Genomic DNA, 15,075 nt, shown 5'->3' on the forward strand with positions numbered 1-15,075 from the left:
AGCACAGCCCGTCGACCGTGCGTCCGGCCGCGAGCACCGCGAGGTGCCCGGCCGGACGCACGGCCTCGTCCACGGCCCCAGGAGGTCACGCGTGATCCGCGTGCTCGTCGTGGACGACTCGGTCGTCATCCGACGCCTCGTCACGCAGACCCTCGAGCGCGACCCCGAGATCACGGTCGTGGGGACCGCCGCCGACGGCCGCCTCGCCCTGGCGAAGGTCGAGCAGCTCGAGCCCGACCTGATCACGCTCGACATCGAGATGCCCGTGCTCGACGGCATCGAGACGGTGCGCGCCCTGCGTGCCGCGGGGCGGCGGATGCCGGTCATCATGTTCTCGACGCTCACCGAGCGCGGAGCAGGGGCGACGCTCGACGCGCTCACGGCCGGGGCCACGGACTACGTGACCAAGCCCAGCGGCACGGGCTCCGTGCAGACCGCACTCGAACGGGTCGGGCTCGAGCTCGTCCCCAAGATCAAGGCGCTCGTGCCCGGTGCCCGCCTGCCCGCGGCGGCCCGGTCAGGAGGGGCTGCCCCGGTCGCCGTGCCGACCACGCGCAGGGCGGCGCCGAGACGTCCGGTCCGCGCCGTCGTCGTCGGCTCCTCGACCGGAGGGCCCGACGCGTTGCGACGGGTCTTCTCGGCGATCCGCGAGCCGTTGCCCGTGCCGGTCCTCGTGGTCCAGCACATGCCGCCCGTCTTCACCCGCCAGCTCGCGGAACGACTCGACCGCGAAGGGCCGACGACCGTGGTCGAGGCCACCGGGGGCGAGATCCTCGTACCGGGCCACGCCTACCTCGCGCCCGGGGGACGGCACCTCGAGGTCGTGCGGCGGGGCGCGAGCCTGGCGACCGCCGTCACGGACGGTCCGCCGGTCAACTTCACGCGCCCCTCGGTCGACGTCCTGTTCCGGTCAGCGGTCCAGGTGCTCGGTGGGGACCTGCTCGCGCTCGTGCTGACCGGCATGGGCTCGGACGGGCGCGACGGCGCCGGAGCGGTCGCAGGGGCCGGGGGGCACGTCATCACCCAGGACGAGCAGTCGTCCGTCGTGTGGGGGATGCCTGGTGCCGTGGCCACCGCGGGGCACGCCCACCAGATCCTCCCGCTCGACCACCTCGCCCGCGCCGTCGTCTCGGCGCTCGAAGGAGCACGCGCATGACCGTGTCCACCCAGTCGTTCTCGTTCGTGAGCGACCTGGTCCGCCGGCACAGCGCGATCCAGCTCGCGCCCGGCAAGGAGTACCTCGTCGAGTCTCGTCTCGGACCGCTGGCCCGGGAGAAGGGTCTCCACGGCATCGACGCCGTCGAGCAGTACGTGCAGAGGTACGTGCGCACCGGCTCGAGCGGTGAGATCGTGCGCGTGGTCGAGGCCATGACGACCAACGAGACGTCGTGGTTCCGTGACACCTCGCCGTTCACGGCCCTGCGACGGGTCGTGCTGCCGGCCCACGGCGACGGTGACCTGTCGATCTGGTCCGCGGCGTGCTCGACGGGCCAGGAGCCCTACAGCATCGCGATGGTCCTGGCCGAGCAGGGGCACCAGCGCTTCCGGATCCTCGCGACCGACATCAACGCGCAGGTGCTCGACCGTGCCCGTGGGGGGCGGTACAGCCAGCTCGAGGTCAACCGGGGGCTGCCCGCCCCGATGCTCGTCCGCCACTTCCGGCGGGCCGGCGCGGAGTGGGAGGTCGACCCGGCCCTGCGCCGCAACCTGACGTTCGAGAAGCACAACCTGCTCACGCCGCCTCCCGGCGTCGGGACGTTCGACGTGGTCTTCCTGCGCAACGTCCTCATCTACTTCGACATGCCCACCAAGCAGTCGATCCTCGCCCGGCTCCGTAGCCGGGTGAGACCCGGCGGCTACCTGATCCTGGGTGCCGCCGAGACGACCGTCGGTGTCGATCCCGCGTGGGAACGCGTCGACGGCGCACACGGCTCCATCTACCGACTCCGAGGAGGCAGCGCATGAGAGCGCTGGTGATCGACGACTCGCGCGTGATGCGCCGCATCGTCGCGTCGACGTTGAAGGGTCTCGGCTTCGAGATCGCCGAGGCCGGGGACGGGCGCGCGGCGCTCGACCTGCTCGAGGCCGGTGAACGCTTCGACCTGGCGTGCGTCGACTGGAACATGCCCGTCATGGACGGCCTGGAGCTGGTGCAGGAGGTCCGCAAGCGCCGGGACTGGCGCGACCTCACGCTCATGATGGTCACGACCGAGTCCGAGCAGAACCAGATCGTGCGTGCCCTCGCGGCCGGAGCGCACGAGTACCTCATCAAGCCGTTCACCCCTGATGCGCTCGAGGCCAAGCTCGACATGCTCGGGCTGCTGCCGCAGAAGGAGCTCGCATGACCGACACCACCTGGACGCTCGCACAGAGCGTCGTCCCGATGGCGCAGGACCTGTTCACGGCGATGGTCGACGGCGAGCCGGGGCTCCTCCTGCCCATGGAGGCCCTGGAGGAGCCGATCGCCGACCCCCTGTACGCCTGGGTCGACATCGTGGGGCCGGCGGTCTCTCGCACGCTGGTCGTCACGGCCCGCGAGACCGCGGACCGTCTCGCCCGCTCGCTCCTGCTCAAGGAGGACGACGAGCCCGTGACGCTCGAGGACGTCCAGGACGCGCTCGGGGAGGTCGCGAACGTCGTCGGCGGGAACCTCAAGGCCATGATGCCCGAGGGGTCCTCGCTGACGCTGCCCGTGGTCGAGCACTCCGAGCCCTCGGCCTCCCGCCCGGCCGACCACGAGCAGGCGCTGCTCTGGTGGGGCGGCCCGATCCTCATCCAGCTGTGGACCTCGACGAACGGAGAAGACCTGTGAGAGTCCTCGTGGCGGACGACAGCCGCGTCATGCGACAGATCGTCCTGCGGACCCTGCGCCAGGCGGGCTTCGGCGACTGGGACGTCGTCCAGGCCGGTGACGGCGCCGAGGCGCTCGCCCTGACCCGCGCGGAGAAGCCCGACCTCGTCCTGTCGGACTGGAACATGCCCGAGATGAACGGGATCGACTTCCTGCGTGCCCTGCGCGCGGGCGGTTCGAGCGTCCCGTTCGGCTTCGTCACGTCGGAGGGCTCGCCGCAGATGCGCGAGCTCGCGGAGAGCGAGGGGGCGCTGTTCCTCATCGCCAAGCCCTTCGACGCCGGCACGTTCGAGTCGGCGTTGCGCCCGCACTTCCGCTGACCTCATCCACGCGCACCCCCAGCGCACCACCCACCGAGAGACCCCGGAGGACCCCACTCGTGACCACCACGCCCCTGCCCCAGCTCAAGGAGATCAAGGACCTGTACGCGGGCCTGGTCGGCCGTGCGTGCACGGCCGTGCCGGCCGGCCGGCTCATGACGCCCGAGACGAAGGGACTCGTCGTGGCCACGTACCTGAGCAACCGCGGCCAGGTCGAGGCCGTGGTCGCGGTCGACGTCCCGCTGGGCGCGTACCTGGGCGCGTCGATCGGGCTCATGCCTCCCGGACCGGCGAAGGACGCCGCGGCGGACGGGCGTCTCAGCGACGTCCTGCTCGAGAACGTCTCCGAGGTCCTCAACGTCACGGCCGGGCTGTTCAACACCGAGGACGCCCCGCACCTGGTGCTCGCCGACGTGTTCGACTCGACGAGGGCCGCCCTGCCCGGCACCGCCGTGTCGTTCCTGCGCAGCACGGGACGCCGGCTCGACGCCGAGGTGGAGGTCGCGGGCTACGGCGGGGGCGCGTACACGGTCGTCCTGCGGTAGTCGTCACGTCTCCACGCACGAAGAGAGGCCCGTCCGGGAACCGGACGGGCCTCTCTTCGTGCGTCGTGCGTCGTGCGTCGAGCGGGGGTGGACGAGCAGAGCGCCCGGTGCGGTGCGGACGGCGGTCAGGCCGGGACGAGCTCCCGACGAAGGTCGAGGCCCTGGCCGTCGAGGATCGTCTGGATCGCGGCACCGGTGTCCGGGTGCACCAGGACCGGGGCCATGAGGTTGACGCTCACGACCCCGTCCCGTGCGGTCGCGACCACGAGGACCACGGGGTCCTCGTCGGTCGCCCCGATGAGGTCGAGGTCGCCCGCCGGGATGGCGGGCGCGTAGTCGGGCACCCAGCGGCTCGGGTCGACGACGAGCAGGTCGACTCCAGGGGTGTCGAGCGCCGCGAGCGTGTAGACACCGTCCGTCTGCTCCTCGAGCAGCTCGAACCGGCGGGCCGCGAGGCCGGGGGGCGGGGTCACGAAGGTGATGGTGGTCATCAGCGGAGGTAGTCCATGAGAGTGGGCTGCAGGAGGTTGGACCCGATGCTCAGGGTCGCCTGGTAGGCGACCTGCTTGAGCTGGAGGTCGATCGCGATCTCGGCGATGTCGGCGTCCTCGATCCCGGCGCGCTGCGTCTTGAGCGCGAGCTGAGAGTCGGCGTTGGTGTCCGTGGCGCGTTCGAGCTGGTTCTGCCGTGCGCCGACGGTGGTGTGCTGGGTCAGGACGGCGGACAGCCGGGAGTCCACGGCCCCGAGGTGGCTCCGGACGTTCGTGCCGGCCCGCAGGTCGGCCACGACCGTGTCGAGGAGGGCGAAGACGGAGCCCGCTCCGGCGCCGAAGACCGCGGCCCCGTCGATGTCGACCTGGACGGTCGAGTCGGCACCGATACGGCGCTCGACGCTGCTGCCGGGGACACCGGTGAAGGTGTAGTCGTCACGGAACGCGACCCCCTCGTCGGACGTGCCGGCGAACACGTTGCGCCCCAGGTAGGTGGTGTTCGACTGGCGCAGCAGCTCGGAGCGGAGCTCGTCGAGCTCGACCGCGATGGCTTCGCGCGCGTCGGGCGACGCCGTGTCCGAGGCCCCTTGCATCACGAGGTCGCGCACGCGCTGGACGACGTCCGTGACGGACCGCAGCGCCGAGTCGAGCGTCGAGAGCCAGCCGTCGCCGTTCTCGATGTTGCGCTGGTACTGCTTCTCGGTGGCGAGCTGGTTGCGCACGGACAGGGCGTCGGCCGCCGCAGAAGGGTCGCTCGACGCACGGACGAGCTTGCGTCCGGACGTGCCCTGCTCCTGGAGCTCGGCCATCCGGGCGAGGTTGGCCTGCATGCTTCGTGTGACGAACGAGGCCTGCATCTGGTTGGTGATGCGCACGGTTCTCCCCTAGGAGGCGGGCGGGCCGGCGGGCCGGCGCGGCGGACGGTTCTGGTGGGTCACAGGCCGACGCGGCCCGTGCGGTTGATGAGCTGGTCGAGCATCTCGTCGACCGCGGTGAGGACGCGCGCGGCCCCCTGGTAGGCGTGCTGGTACTGGACGAGGTTCACGGTCTCCTCGTCGAGCGAGACGGCCGAGTTGGACAGCAGGTCGGAGAACGCCGCGGTGGACGCGATGGTCGCGAGCTTCGCGTCGTACGTCGCCGAGCTCGACTTCACGGCGATCGTCGCGACGTGCGCGGACCAGCCGGCATCGGGACCGTCGGACGCGACGCCGAGTCGTGCGATCTTGTCCGCGACGGACCCGTCGAGCGCGCCACCGCCGCCGCCAGCGGCGACCTGCGAGGGGTCGGTGACGGCGACCTTGATGCCCGACGCCGGGGGCTTGCCCGCGTCGAAGACGAAGAAGGGACCGCCCGGCGCGCCCGTCGTCGTCTGGGCCGTCGTGTGGAGCGCGTTGACCTGGGCGGCGATCGTCGAGGCGAGGGCGTCGTAGCCCGCCGCGGCCTGGGCGTACACGCCACCGGACGACGCGGGCGCCAGGGCGGACAGGTGCCCCGCGAGGTCCCCGCCCTCGAGGGCGACCTGCGCGCCTGCGCGGTGCGCCCACTCGAGGCGGACAGGGTCCGTGGTCGCGCCGTCCATCGACTGCGACCCGGCCAGCTTGACCGGGTTGGTCGTGGTGCCGTCGACGAGCAGGTTGCCGCCCAGCAGGACGCTGACCGTGCCGTCCGGGTTCATGCTGGCCTGGGCGCCGGCGACCTGCGCGAGCGAGGCCGTCACCTGGTTCCGGTGGTCCACGAGCTCGTTGGTCGAGACACCCTGACCTGCGGCGTCGCGGATCTGTGCGTTGAGGGCCGCGACCTTGTCCGCCATCGCGTTGACCTCCGAGACGAGGGAGGTCGCGCTCGTGCGGGACTGCTGCCACTGCCCGGCGACCTCCGCGCGACCCGCGACGAGCCGGTCGACGATGCCCACCGCGCGCTCGATGACCACGCGCGCCTGGGCCTCCTTCCCGGGGGCGTTCGCGACGTCCTGCCAACCGCTCCAGAACGACTGCAGGGTCGCGGACATGCCCGTGTCCGAGGGCTCGCCGTGGATGTCCTCGACCGCGTTGAAGGCCGTGGCGCGCACCACGGAGTACCCCTCGTTCGACGCGGTCTGCCGCACCCGGGACTCGAGGAACAGGTTCCCGAGCCGTGCGACGCCGTCGATGCTCACGCCCTGGCCGTTGCGCACGGGCTGGGCGAAGCGCGCCAGGCCCATCTCGGCCAGCGGGGAGACGGACGACTGCTGGATGCGCTGACGCGTGTAGCCGTTCGTGTTGAGGTTGGCCACGTTCTGACCGGTCACGTCGATACCGGCCTGTGCGGCGTTCAGGCCCTGACGGGCGGTGTTGAGGATGGCGAACGAGCTCATGGGCGCGGTTCCTTACAGGATCGTGTCGAAGAGGCGGGCGACGGCGGACTGCGCCGTGGCGGCGCCGGTCGCGTCGTAGGTCCGCGCCTCACCGCCGAGCGTCGCGAGGGTCTCCTGCGTCGAACGTGAGGCGTGGTTGACGATCTGGGTGTTGGTGTCCCGGACGGTCTTGATGCGCACGGTCAGCTCGGTCAGGCCGGCGAGGTGCCCCTCGAAGATCTCGCGCCACGGTCCGGTGCTCTGCGCGGCCGCCGCGATCTCACGCAGCGTGGCGTCGGGGGACAACCCCCAGGACGAGGCGACCGTCTCGGAGGCGACGGTGCGCACGAGGGTCGCCTCGCGCACCTTCTCCATGACGGTCTCGACCTCACGGTTGGCGTGCGCGAGCCAGCGGGTGCGGCCGGCCGTGAGGAGCAGCTGCTCCTCCTCGAGCTTGAAGAGCAGCATCTCCAACAGCTCACGCTCTCGCCACAACAGGGTCGACAGCTCCTGAGGGCCCAATGCGGCTCTCCCTTACGTGCGGCGTGGTCGGTCGGGACGGCGGGCCGCGAGGCCCGCTCGGAGACCACTGTCGGTCGCTGCGGCGCGGATGTGGCGACTGATCGTCGACCGATCCGCATGGGAGTCCTTGACGCGGTCGCTACCGCGTACCTCGCAGCGTCCTCCCCGGTGCCCACCCGGGGCGGTGCGACGCAGGGTGCCCCAGCAGATGCCCAGCAGAAAGGTGCTTCGGCGTGAACCTCTCCGAGCGCAACGCTCTCGTCGTCGACAACCTTGCCCTCGTCGGCTTCCTCGTGTCCGACCTGTGCGCCCGAGCGGACCACCTCTCGCGGGAGGACCTCGCGTCGGTGGGGGCGATCGCGCTGACGACGGCCGCGACGGCGTACGACCCGGCCCGGGGGGTGCCCTTCGGTGCGTACGCCCGACGCCGCATCGTCGGCGCCCTGTCGGACGAGCTGCGGTCCCAGGACTGGGCGCCCCGGTCGGCGCGCAAGCGGATCAAGGAGCTCACCGCGGTCGAGGCCACGCTGACGGCGTCGCTGGGCCGGGAGCCGACCGACGCCCAGGTCGCCGAGGCGATGGGCGTCGTGGTCGCGGACGTCCGGGCGATCCGCGACGACGCCGGCCGCTCGATCGTCGCGGTCGACGACACGATGTACGAGCACGTGGTCCTCGACGCACCGAGCCCCGAGGAGCAGGTGCTCGCGACCGAGGAGCGGCACGTCGTGCGCGAGGCCGTCGCGGCCTTGCCCGAGCAGCTGCGGTACATCGTGGAGGAGGTCTACTTCGGCGGCCGTACCGTGGGCGCGCTCGCCGAGGAGCTCGGCATCGGGCACTCGACGGTCTCCCACGCGCGGATCGAGGCGGTCCGCCTGCTGCGGGAGGGGCTCGAGGCGCACTACTCGGACCGGGAGGCACGGGGCTCGACGGCGCCGCTGTCCGCACGCCGTCGCGAGTACCTGGCCGACGTGGGGGACAGGGTCGCCGGTGGCGCGACCCGCCGTGCCGCCTGGTCCACCCCCGCGGCCTCCTGACCCCGAGGTCGCGGCGACGACCTGCGGCGAGATCTCACCCGCTCGGTGCCAGACGACGGCGCGATCCGTGCCGACAGTCGTGGTCGACCGGCCCATGGATGGGCTGGGGGACCATCTTTCTCGCCCGTCTCACGGAGGACTCATCATGGGCTTCAGCGTCAACACGAACGTCTCTGCACTGAACACGTTCCGTAACCTGACGAACACGCAGAACAGCCAGAGCAAGTCGCTCGAGAAGCTGTCGTCGGGTCTTCGTATCAACCGCGCGGCCGACGACGCGGCGGGTCTGTCGATCGCGGAGGGCCTCAAGGCTCAGGTCAACGGCTACTCGGTCGCTGCTCGTAACGCGCAGGACGGCATCAGCGTCGTGCAGGCTGCTGAAGGTGCGCTGGGCGAGTCCCAGTCGATCCTGCAGCGCATGCGTGACCTCGCGGTCCAGGCGTCCTCGGACACGAACAACGCCGACGCCCGCACGGCGATCAAGTCCGAGCTCGACGAGCTCGCGAACGAGCTCACCCGCGTCGTGCAGTCGACGAACTTCAACGGCATCAACCTGCTGACCGCCGCGGCGACGGACCTCACGGTCCAGGTCGGGGCGGAGGGCGCCGGCAGCGGCAACACCATCACCATCGCGCTCGCAGCCAACGACCTCGAGACCATCATCGGGGCCGGGATCTCCGCCGCCGGTGGTGGGTCGTCGCTGACGGTCGCCACGGCGGCGAACGGTCAGGCCGCGATCGAGACGATCGACACGGCGCTCAAGGCCGTCTCGACGGCTCGTTCGAACTTCGGTGCGACGCAGAACCGTCTGGAGTACGCGATCTCCAACATCAACGTGGCCGCGGAGAACCTGACGTCTGCGGAGTCGCGCATCCGCGACGTCGACATGGCCAAGGAGATGATGAACTACTCGCGCACCAACATCCTGTCCCAGGCCGGGACCGCGATGCTGGCCCAGGCCAACCAGTCCAACGCCGGAGTCCTGCAGCTCCTCGGCTGAGACTGACAGCCACTGGCGGTAGCCCTGAGGGGACCCGCCGACGACGGCGCCGCACCGGAGACCCGGTGCGGCGCCGTCGTGCGTCCCGGGACGGCCACGGTGGGCCTCTGCCGACGTGCGCGCCGGGAGCCAGGCACCGGGACCGGCACCGATTCACCCGATCCCCGCTCACGCCGGTGCCCGTGATGCCGACAGTGGTGGATGACCGGCCCATGGATGGGCTGGGGGACCATTCTTCTCGCCCGTCTCACGGAGGACTCATCATGGGCTTCAGCGTCAACACGAACGTCTCTGCACTGAACACGTTCCGTAACCTGACGAACACGCAGAACAGCCAGAGCAAGTCGCTCGAGAAGCTGTCGTCGGGTCTTCGTATCAACCGCGCGGCCGACGACGCGGCGGGTCTGTCGATCGCGGAGGGCCTCAAGGCTCAGGTCAACGGCTACTCGGTCGCTGCTCGTAACGCGCAGGACGGCATCAGCGTCGTGCAGGCTGCTGAAGGTGCGCTGGGCGAGTCCCAGTCGATCCTGCAGCGCATGCGTGACCTCGCGGTCCAGGCGTCCTCGGACACGAACAACGCCGACGCCCGCATCGCGATCAAGTCCGAGCTCGACGAGCTCGCGAACGAGCTCACCCGCGTCGTGCAGTCGACGAACTTCAACGGCATCAACCTGCTGACCGCCGCGGCGACGGACCTCACGGTCCAGGTCGGCGCCGAGGGCGTGGCCGGTGGTGGCAACACCATCACCATCGCGCTCGCAGCCAACGACCTCGAGACGATCCTCGGGGACGCCGCAGGAAGCATCTTCTTCGCCACGGGCGCCGCTGCAGGCACCGCCCCCGGGACCGGCCTGACCGTCGACACCGGGGCCAACGCCCGGACGTCGATCGAGACGATCGACACGGCGCTCAAGGCCGTCTCGACGGCTCGTTCGAACTTCGGTGCGACGCAGAACCGTCTGGAGTACGCGATCTCCAACATCAACGTCGCCGCGGAGAACCTGACCTCGGCGGAGTCGCGCATCCGCGACGTCGACATGGCCAAGGAGATGATGAATTACTCGCGCACCAACATCCTGTCCCAGGCCGGGACCGCGATGCTGGCCCAGGCCAACCAGTCCAACGCCGGAGTCCTGCAGCTCCTCGGCTGAGACTGACAGCCACCCGACGGGCCCCTGACGGGGCCTGCCGACGACGGCGCCGCACCGGAGACCCGGTGCGGCGCCGTCGTGCGTCCGGAACTCACCCCCCACGGTGGTGCCGGTGCTGCCGACAGTGGTGGGTGACCGGCCCATGGATGGGCTGGGGGACCATTCTTCTCGCCCGTCTCACGGAGGACTCATCATGGGCTTCAGCGTCAACACGAACGTCTCTGCACTGAACACGTTCCGTAACCTGACGAACACGCAGAACAGCCAGAGCAAGTCGCTCGAGAAGCTGTCGTCGGGTCTTCGTATCAACCGTGCCGCGGACGACGCGGCGGGTCTGTCGATCGCGGAGGGCCTCAAGGCTCAGGTCAACGGTTACTCGGTCGCTGCTCGTAACGCGCAGGACGGCATCAGCGTCGTGCAGGCTGCTGAAGGTGCGCTGGGCGAGGCCCAGTCGATCCTGCAGCGCATGCGTGACCTCGCGGTCCAGGCGTCCTCGGACACCAACAACGCCGACGCCCGCACCGCGATCAGCTCGGAGCTCGACGAGCTCGCGAACGAGCTCAACCGCGTCGTCGACTCGACGAACTTCAACGGCATCAACCTGCTCACCGACGCTGCCGCGGACCTCACGGTCCAGGTCAGCGCGGAGGGCGCCGGCAGCGGCAACACCATCACCATCGCCCTCGCAGCCAACAACCTGCAGGACATCATCAAGGACACGGTGTACGACGACGCGGGAGCCGGCGGCACCGCGCTGAACGTCGCGGACGCCACGAACGCCCGGACGTCGATCGAGACGATCGACACGGCGCTCAAGGCCGTGTCGACGGCTCGTTCGAACTTCGGTGCGACGCAGAACCGTCTGGAGTACGCGATCTCCAACATCAACGTGGCCGCGGAGAACCTGACGTCTGCGGAGTCGCGCATCCGCGACGTCGACATGGCCAAGGAGATGATGAACTACTCGCGCACCAACATCCTGTCCCAGGCCGGGACCGCGATGCTGGCCCAGGCCAACCAGTCCAACGCCGGAGTCCTGCAGCTCCTCGGCTGAGACTGACAGCCACCCGACGGGCGGCGGCGTCCGCACAGGTCGCCGTCCGTCGGGTGCTCTTCCCTCACCGACCTGATCCTGGCTGACCCAGCCGACCCCAACGTCCTGGAGGCTTTTCCCGTGGGCATCACTCTCTCCGGCCTGACGTCGAGCGGTCTCGACGTCAAGGCGCTGGTGGCGGACCTCATGAAGGTCGAATCGATCCCCCAGCTCAACCTCCAGGCCAAGGTCAAGCTCCAGCGCACCGAGATCACGGCGCTCCAGGACCTCAACACGCGCATCGCCGCGCTCGCGAAGTCCGCCAAGGACCTCACGTCTCCCAACGCCCTCGCGCAGTTCAAGGCGACGAGCTCGTCGGACGCCGTCGCGGTGACGGCCAAGCCGGCGGCCGGAGCGGGCACGATCGACCTCGTCGTCGACTCGGTCGCCGCGGGCCAGAAGTCCGTGACCGGTGCCATGAGCACGGCCCCCGGCACGAAGTTCACGATCACCGACGCCAAGGGCGCGCACACCGAGGTCACGGCGGCTTCCTCCTCGCTCGACGACGTCGTCACGGCCCTCAACGGGTCGGACACGGGCGTCCGTGCCGTCAAGGTGTCCGCCGGCACCGACCCCGGCACGGGCGAGAAGCTCTACCGCCTGCAGCTCACGTCGACCGAGACCGGTGCCGAGAACGCGTTCTCGTTCCACGCCGGGACCGCGGCCGAGGTGGACGGCGGCACCGCGACCGACCTCCTCACCGCCCCGGGGGCGGCGACCGTGACGGCCGCCGCCGACTCGAAGGTGCGCCTGTGGGCAGGGACGCCCGCCGAGCAGACCGTGACGTCGTCCACCGCGGTCTTCACGGATCTGCTCCCGGGCGTGGACGTCACGGTCGCCAAGGCCTCCGCCAACCCGGTGACCATCACGGTCAACGAGGACACCGAGGCACGGACCGCCACGGTCAAGGGCTTCGTCGACTCGGTCCAGTCGATCCTGTCCCGCATGGCCGCGCTGACCAAGGTCACGATCGCGGCCGACGGATCGACGACGGGCGCGACGCTGGCCGGGGAGTCCGTCGTGCGCAACGCGCGCCAGATGCTGACCGACGCCGCGTCCTACCCGATCGACGGCGAGTCGCTGTCCGCGATCGGCATCGAGATCACGCGTACCGGCGAGGTCGTGTTCGACCCCAAGAAGCTCGACGCAGCCCTGGCCGCGGACCCGAACAAGGTCACGGCCACGTTCAACAAGGTCGCTGCCCGCGTCCAGGAGGCCGCGGAGTCGCTGTCGGACAAGTACGACGGCCAGCTGACCACCTCGATCCAGAACCGCGAGACCAACGCGAAGCGGATGGACGAGCAGATCGTCCGGTGGGACACGCGCCTCGAGCAGCGTTACAACCGGCTCAGCGCGCAGTTCACCTCGATGGAGGTGCAGCTCGCGAAGCTCGACTCCCAGCAGCAGTGGCTCACGGGACAGCTCAACGCCCTGAACCCGTCCAAGCGCTGACCCTCCCGCGAAGGAAACCCCGTGACCAACCTCGCCCAGAGCGCCTACGGGCGCGACGCCATCCTCACCGCGTCGCCGGCGCGTCTGCTGACCATGCTCTACGACCGGCTGGTGCTCGACCTGCGCCGGGCCGAGGTCGCGCAGGGCGAGGAGCGCTGGACGGCGGCCTCCGAGCAGCTCCTGCACGCGCAGGCGATCGTCGCGGAGCTCATGGGCTCGCTCGACACCTCCGTCTGGGACGGCGGCGAGGACCTCCTCGCCGTGTACGTCTACGTGCACGAGGCGCTGGTCGCGGCGAACGTCCACCGGGACATCGCGCGCACGCACGAGGTGCTCGAGCTCGTCCTGCCGCTGCAGGAGACGTGGCGCCAGGCTGCGGAGGTGCTCCCGGCGGGGCACGACAGCACCTCGTCCGTCCGCACGGGCGGTGTGTCCGGTGTCGCCTGACTCGCAGCTCGTGGCTGCCAGGCCAGGGACGACGGCACCGGCGGCACCGGCGGTGTGGGAGCCCTCGCGGATGCAGGGCGCCCCGCCCCTCGCGGACGCGCCCGAACCGCCGGCCGCTCCCGAGCCGGACCCCGCCCTCGACCTTCGCGGAGCCCTCGACCCGCACGGTGACACCGACGCGGCCGCGGACCCGCACGCCGCCTGGTCCCGCGTCCTGGACGACCTCGCGGCGATGGCGGCGGGCGCGGGCCCCGACGCCGGCGGCGAGGTCATGGGCAGGCTCGTCCTGTGGACCCCGCCGACCGACCTGGGGCGTCTGCCCGCCTCCCTGGTGGACCGCGCGCTCGAGGTCCTGGCGGGCCATGCGCACGTCGTCGACCACTTGCACGACGCGGTCGCGGAGAACCGCCGGCACGCGCGAGCGCTGTCCGCCGTGCCGACCGTGCACGACGCACCGGTCGCTGCCTACCTCGACGTCGAGGCCTGACCGTTCCGTTCCGCGCGCTCGACGACGCCGCCCGGCGCGCCCGACGCCTCCGCGCACGCCGCCACGCGGTCGACGACGACTGACTCCCCGCAGCCCTGCATAGGGCTCGAAGTGACACGACGACGCATCACCTCACCCGCGACCCGGGTCAGGGTGCGCGACGCACGACGGCCGCGGAGCGGCCGAGAGGTCATGGTGAGCACGGACCGCTCACTCCGCAGGCCATGGGACGGCCGACACACCTTCGACGTGGGGATACCGCGAACGTGTTCGACTCCGTGACCTCCTTGGCGCTCCAGAGCGCGCTCGACGGGCTCTCCGCCCGTCAACGCGTGATCGCGGAGAACATCGCCAACATCAACACCCCCGGGTACACCGCCAAGCGGGTGCAGTTCGAGCAGGCGTTGGCCTCCTCCGTCGCCTCGGGCGAGGGACGTGTGGCGTTCAGCGTGGCGCGCTCGCTCGAGCCGACCCAGCTCAACGGCTCGAACGTCAACCTGGACACCGAGACCCTCTCGAACATCGACACCGTGCTGCGCTACCAGTTCGCGACGCAGGCCGTCGGTGGCGAGGCGGCCTCGCTGCGCGCGGCGATGAGGACGAGCTGAGATGACCTTCGACGCGATCGGCATCGCCGGCTCCGGCCTGACAGTGCACCGCAAGTGGCTCGACGCGGTCGCCGACAACCTCTCCAACGTGAACACCGTGACGTCGACCGACGACGCCGCGTTCCGCGCCCGCTACGTGACCGTCCAGGAGGGTGGCAACGACAGCCCCGGAGCGTTCGTCGCGGGCGCCGCCTGGGGCAGCGAGGAGGGGCGCGTCACGTACGAGCCGGACCACCCGCTCGCCGACGAGGACGGGTACGTGCGCTATCCGGACATCGACATGTCCGAGCAGATGGGGCATCTCATCCTGGCCCAGCGCGGGTACCAGGCGAACGCGGCGGTCGTCGACCGGGCCAAGACGGCCTACGAAGCAGCACTCCAGATCGGGAAGTGAGCCCCATGCCTGTGTCTCCCATCGAGCCCACGACCGCGACCGGCTACCTGTCGGGCGCCGAGGCGGCGTCCGCCCTGTCCGCCCTGTCGCCGGCCACGGCCCCCGCGTCGACCGGACAGGTGGGCGCGAGCGCGTTCGCCTCGGCCCTCGGCGGCGCGGTCGACAACACCCAGCAGCTGCAGGCGGCGTCCAACGAGCTGACGATCGCCGCCGTCTCGGGCGACCTGGCGGACATCCACCAGGCGACGATCGCCTCGACGCGTGCCGCGACCACCCTCGAGCTCGTCGCCACCGTGCGCAACAAGGCGGTCGACGCGTTCAACGAGATCATGAGGATGCAGGCCTGAC

At 70.7% G+C, this 15,075-nt stretch carries 20 protein-coding genes; 16 read left to right on the forward strand and 4 right to left on the reverse strand.

Annotated features, from left to right (window positions below; translation table 11 throughout):
• Positions 1 to 91 precede the first annotated feature (91 nt).
• The 6 genes from JOD48_RS04625 to JOD48_RS04650 are packed head-to-tail and all read left to right on the forward strand — an operon-like array spanning position 92 to position 3,716.
• Positions 92 to 1,156: a protein-glutamate methylesterase/protein-glutamine glutaminase gene (locus JOD48_RS04625; protein WP_204807800.1), complete on the forward strand. Its 1,065-nt coding sequence runs from the start codon at positions 92 to 94 to the stop codon at positions 1,154 to 1,156.
• Positions 1,153 to 1,965, forward strand: a complete 813-nt coding sequence (locus tag JOD48_RS04630) for a CheR family methyltransferase (protein ID WP_204807802.1) — start codon at positions 1,153 to 1,155, stop codon at positions 1,963 to 1,965. Before JOD48_RS04625 ends, JOD48_RS04630 begins: the two co-directional genes overlap by 4 nt.
• Positions 1,962 to 2,345 carry a response regulator gene (locus JOD48_RS04635; RefSeq protein WP_138825814.1) on the forward strand — a complete coding sequence of 128 codons (384 nt, stop codon included), beginning with the start codon at positions 1,962 to 1,964 and terminating at the stop codon, positions 2,343 to 2,345. Before JOD48_RS04630 ends, JOD48_RS04635 begins: the two co-directional genes overlap by 4 nt.
• Positions 2,342 to 2,812 (forward strand): chemotaxis protein CheX, encoded by a 471-nt coding sequence (locus JOD48_RS04640; RefSeq protein WP_204807805.1) that lies wholly within the window; start codon positions 2,342 to 2,344, stop codon positions 2,810 to 2,812. Before JOD48_RS04635 ends, JOD48_RS04640 begins: the two co-directional genes overlap by 4 nt.
• Complete coding sequence (locus JOD48_RS04645) at positions 2,809 to 3,171, forward strand: response regulator (RefSeq protein ID WP_191791652.1); 363 nt, start codon at positions 2,809 to 2,811, stop codon at positions 3,169 to 3,171. Before JOD48_RS04640 ends, JOD48_RS04645 begins: the two co-directional genes overlap by 4 nt.
• 59 nt (positions 3,172 to 3,230) lie before the next feature.
• The gene (locus JOD48_RS04650; protein WP_191791653.1) at positions 3,231 to 3,716 is read left to right on the forward strand and encodes a hypothetical protein; all 486 of its coding nucleotides are present in this window, start codon (positions 3,231 to 3,233) and stop codon (positions 3,714 to 3,716) included.
• A 125-nt stretch (positions 3,717 to 3,841) separates the two neighbouring features.
• On the opposite strand, the gene fliW is transcribed toward JOD48_RS04650, so the two are convergent.
• From fliW to JOD48_RS04670, 4 genes are read right to left on the reverse strand one after another with little or no spacing between them, the layout of a single operon-like run.
• Positions 3,842 to 4,207: a flagellar assembly protein FliW gene (gene fliW, locus JOD48_RS04655; RefSeq protein WP_191791654.1), complete on the reverse strand. Its 366-nt coding sequence runs from the start codon at positions 4,205 to 4,207 to the stop codon at positions 3,842 to 3,844.
• On the reverse strand, positions 4,207 to 5,082 hold the full coding sequence (flgL, locus tag JOD48_RS20070) for a flagellar hook-associated protein FlgL (RefSeq protein WP_307823970.1): 876 nt from the start codon (positions 5,080 to 5,082) through the stop codon (positions 4,207 to 4,209). The genes fliW and flgL overlap by 1 nt, the downstream gene beginning before the upstream one ends.
• 59 nt (positions 5,083 to 5,141) lie before the next feature.
• The gene (flgK, locus tag JOD48_RS04665) at positions 5,142 to 6,560 is read right to left on the reverse strand and encodes a flagellar hook-associated protein FlgK (RefSeq protein WP_204807807.1); all 1,419 of its coding nucleotides are present in this window, start codon (positions 6,558 to 6,560) and stop codon (positions 5,142 to 5,144) included.
• A 12-nt stretch (positions 6,561 to 6,572) separates the two neighbouring features.
• Complete coding sequence (locus tag JOD48_RS04670; RefSeq protein ID WP_138825802.1) at positions 6,573 to 7,061, reverse strand: flagellar protein FlgN; 489 nt, start codon at positions 7,059 to 7,061, stop codon at positions 6,573 to 6,575.
• Between the two features lie 233 nt (positions 7,062 to 7,294).
• Between JOD48_RS04670 and JOD48_RS04675 the strand changes: the two genes are divergently transcribed.
• The 10 genes from JOD48_RS04675 (at position 7,295) to fliE (ending at position 15,074) form a co-directional block, all read left to right on the forward strand.
• A complete protein-coding gene (locus JOD48_RS04675; RefSeq protein ID WP_191791656.1) occupies positions 7,295 to 8,095 on the forward strand; it encodes a sigma-70 family RNA polymerase sigma factor in 801 nt (266 codons plus the stop codon).
• 145 nt (positions 8,096 to 8,240) lie between these two features.
• Positions 8,241 to 9,095, forward strand: a complete 855-nt coding sequence (locus JOD48_RS04680) for a flagellin N-terminal helical domain-containing protein (RefSeq protein ID WP_138825798.1) — start codon at positions 8,241 to 8,243, stop codon at positions 9,093 to 9,095.
• 263 nt (positions 9,096 to 9,358) lie between these two features.
• Positions 9,359 to 10,246, forward strand: coding sequence for a flagellin N-terminal helical domain-containing protein (locus JOD48_RS04685; RefSeq protein WP_138825796.1), 888 nt, complete (start codon positions 9,359 to 9,361; stop codon positions 10,244 to 10,246).
• Between the two features lie 193 nt (positions 10,247 to 10,439).
• Positions 10,440 to 11,300 (forward strand): flagellin N-terminal helical domain-containing protein, encoded by an 861-nt coding sequence (locus tag JOD48_RS04690; protein ID WP_191792309.1) that lies wholly within the window; start codon positions 10,440 to 10,442, stop codon positions 11,298 to 11,300.
• A gap of 120 nt (positions 11,301 to 11,420) precedes the next feature.
• Positions 11,421 to 12,791 carry a flagellar filament capping protein FliD gene (gene fliD, locus JOD48_RS04695; RefSeq protein ID WP_191791657.1) on the forward strand — a complete coding sequence of 457 codons (1,371 nt, stop codon included), beginning with the start codon at positions 11,421 to 11,423 and terminating at the stop codon, positions 12,789 to 12,791.
• Positions 12,792 to 12,812: 21 nt separating this feature from the next.
• Positions 12,813 to 13,238, forward strand: coding sequence for a flagellar export chaperone FliS (fliS, locus tag JOD48_RS04700; protein ID WP_191791658.1), 426 nt, complete (start codon positions 12,813 to 12,815; stop codon positions 13,236 to 13,238).
• A complete protein-coding gene (locus tag JOD48_RS04705) occupies positions 13,228 to 13,725 on the forward strand; it encodes a hypothetical protein (protein WP_204807809.1) in 498 nt (165 codons plus the stop codon). Before fliS ends, JOD48_RS04705 begins: the two co-directional genes overlap by 11 nt.
• Before the next feature lie 266 nt (positions 13,726 to 13,991).
• Entirely contained in the window at positions 13,992 to 14,333 is a 342-nt protein-coding gene (locus JOD48_RS04710) for a flagellar basal body rod protein FlgB (RefSeq protein WP_191791660.1), read from the forward strand.
• Between the two features lies 1 nt (position 14,334).
• Positions 14,335 to 14,727, forward strand: a complete 393-nt coding sequence (locus JOD48_RS04715; protein WP_191791661.1) for a flagellar basal body rod protein FlgC — start codon at positions 14,335 to 14,337, stop codon at positions 14,725 to 14,727.
• Positions 14,728 to 14,732: 5 nt separating this feature from the next.
• The gene (fliE, locus tag JOD48_RS04720; protein WP_204807811.1) at positions 14,733 to 15,074 is read left to right on the forward strand and encodes a flagellar hook-basal body complex protein FliE; all 342 of its coding nucleotides are present in this window, start codon (positions 14,733 to 14,735) and stop codon (positions 15,072 to 15,074) included.
• Position 15,075 lies beyond the last annotated feature (1 nt).

The sequence above is a fragment of the Oerskovia paurometabola genome (assembly GCF_016907365.1).
GTDB classification, from domain to species: Bacteria; Actinomycetota; Actinomycetes; order Actinomycetales; family Cellulomonadaceae; genus Oerskovia; species Oerskovia paurometabola.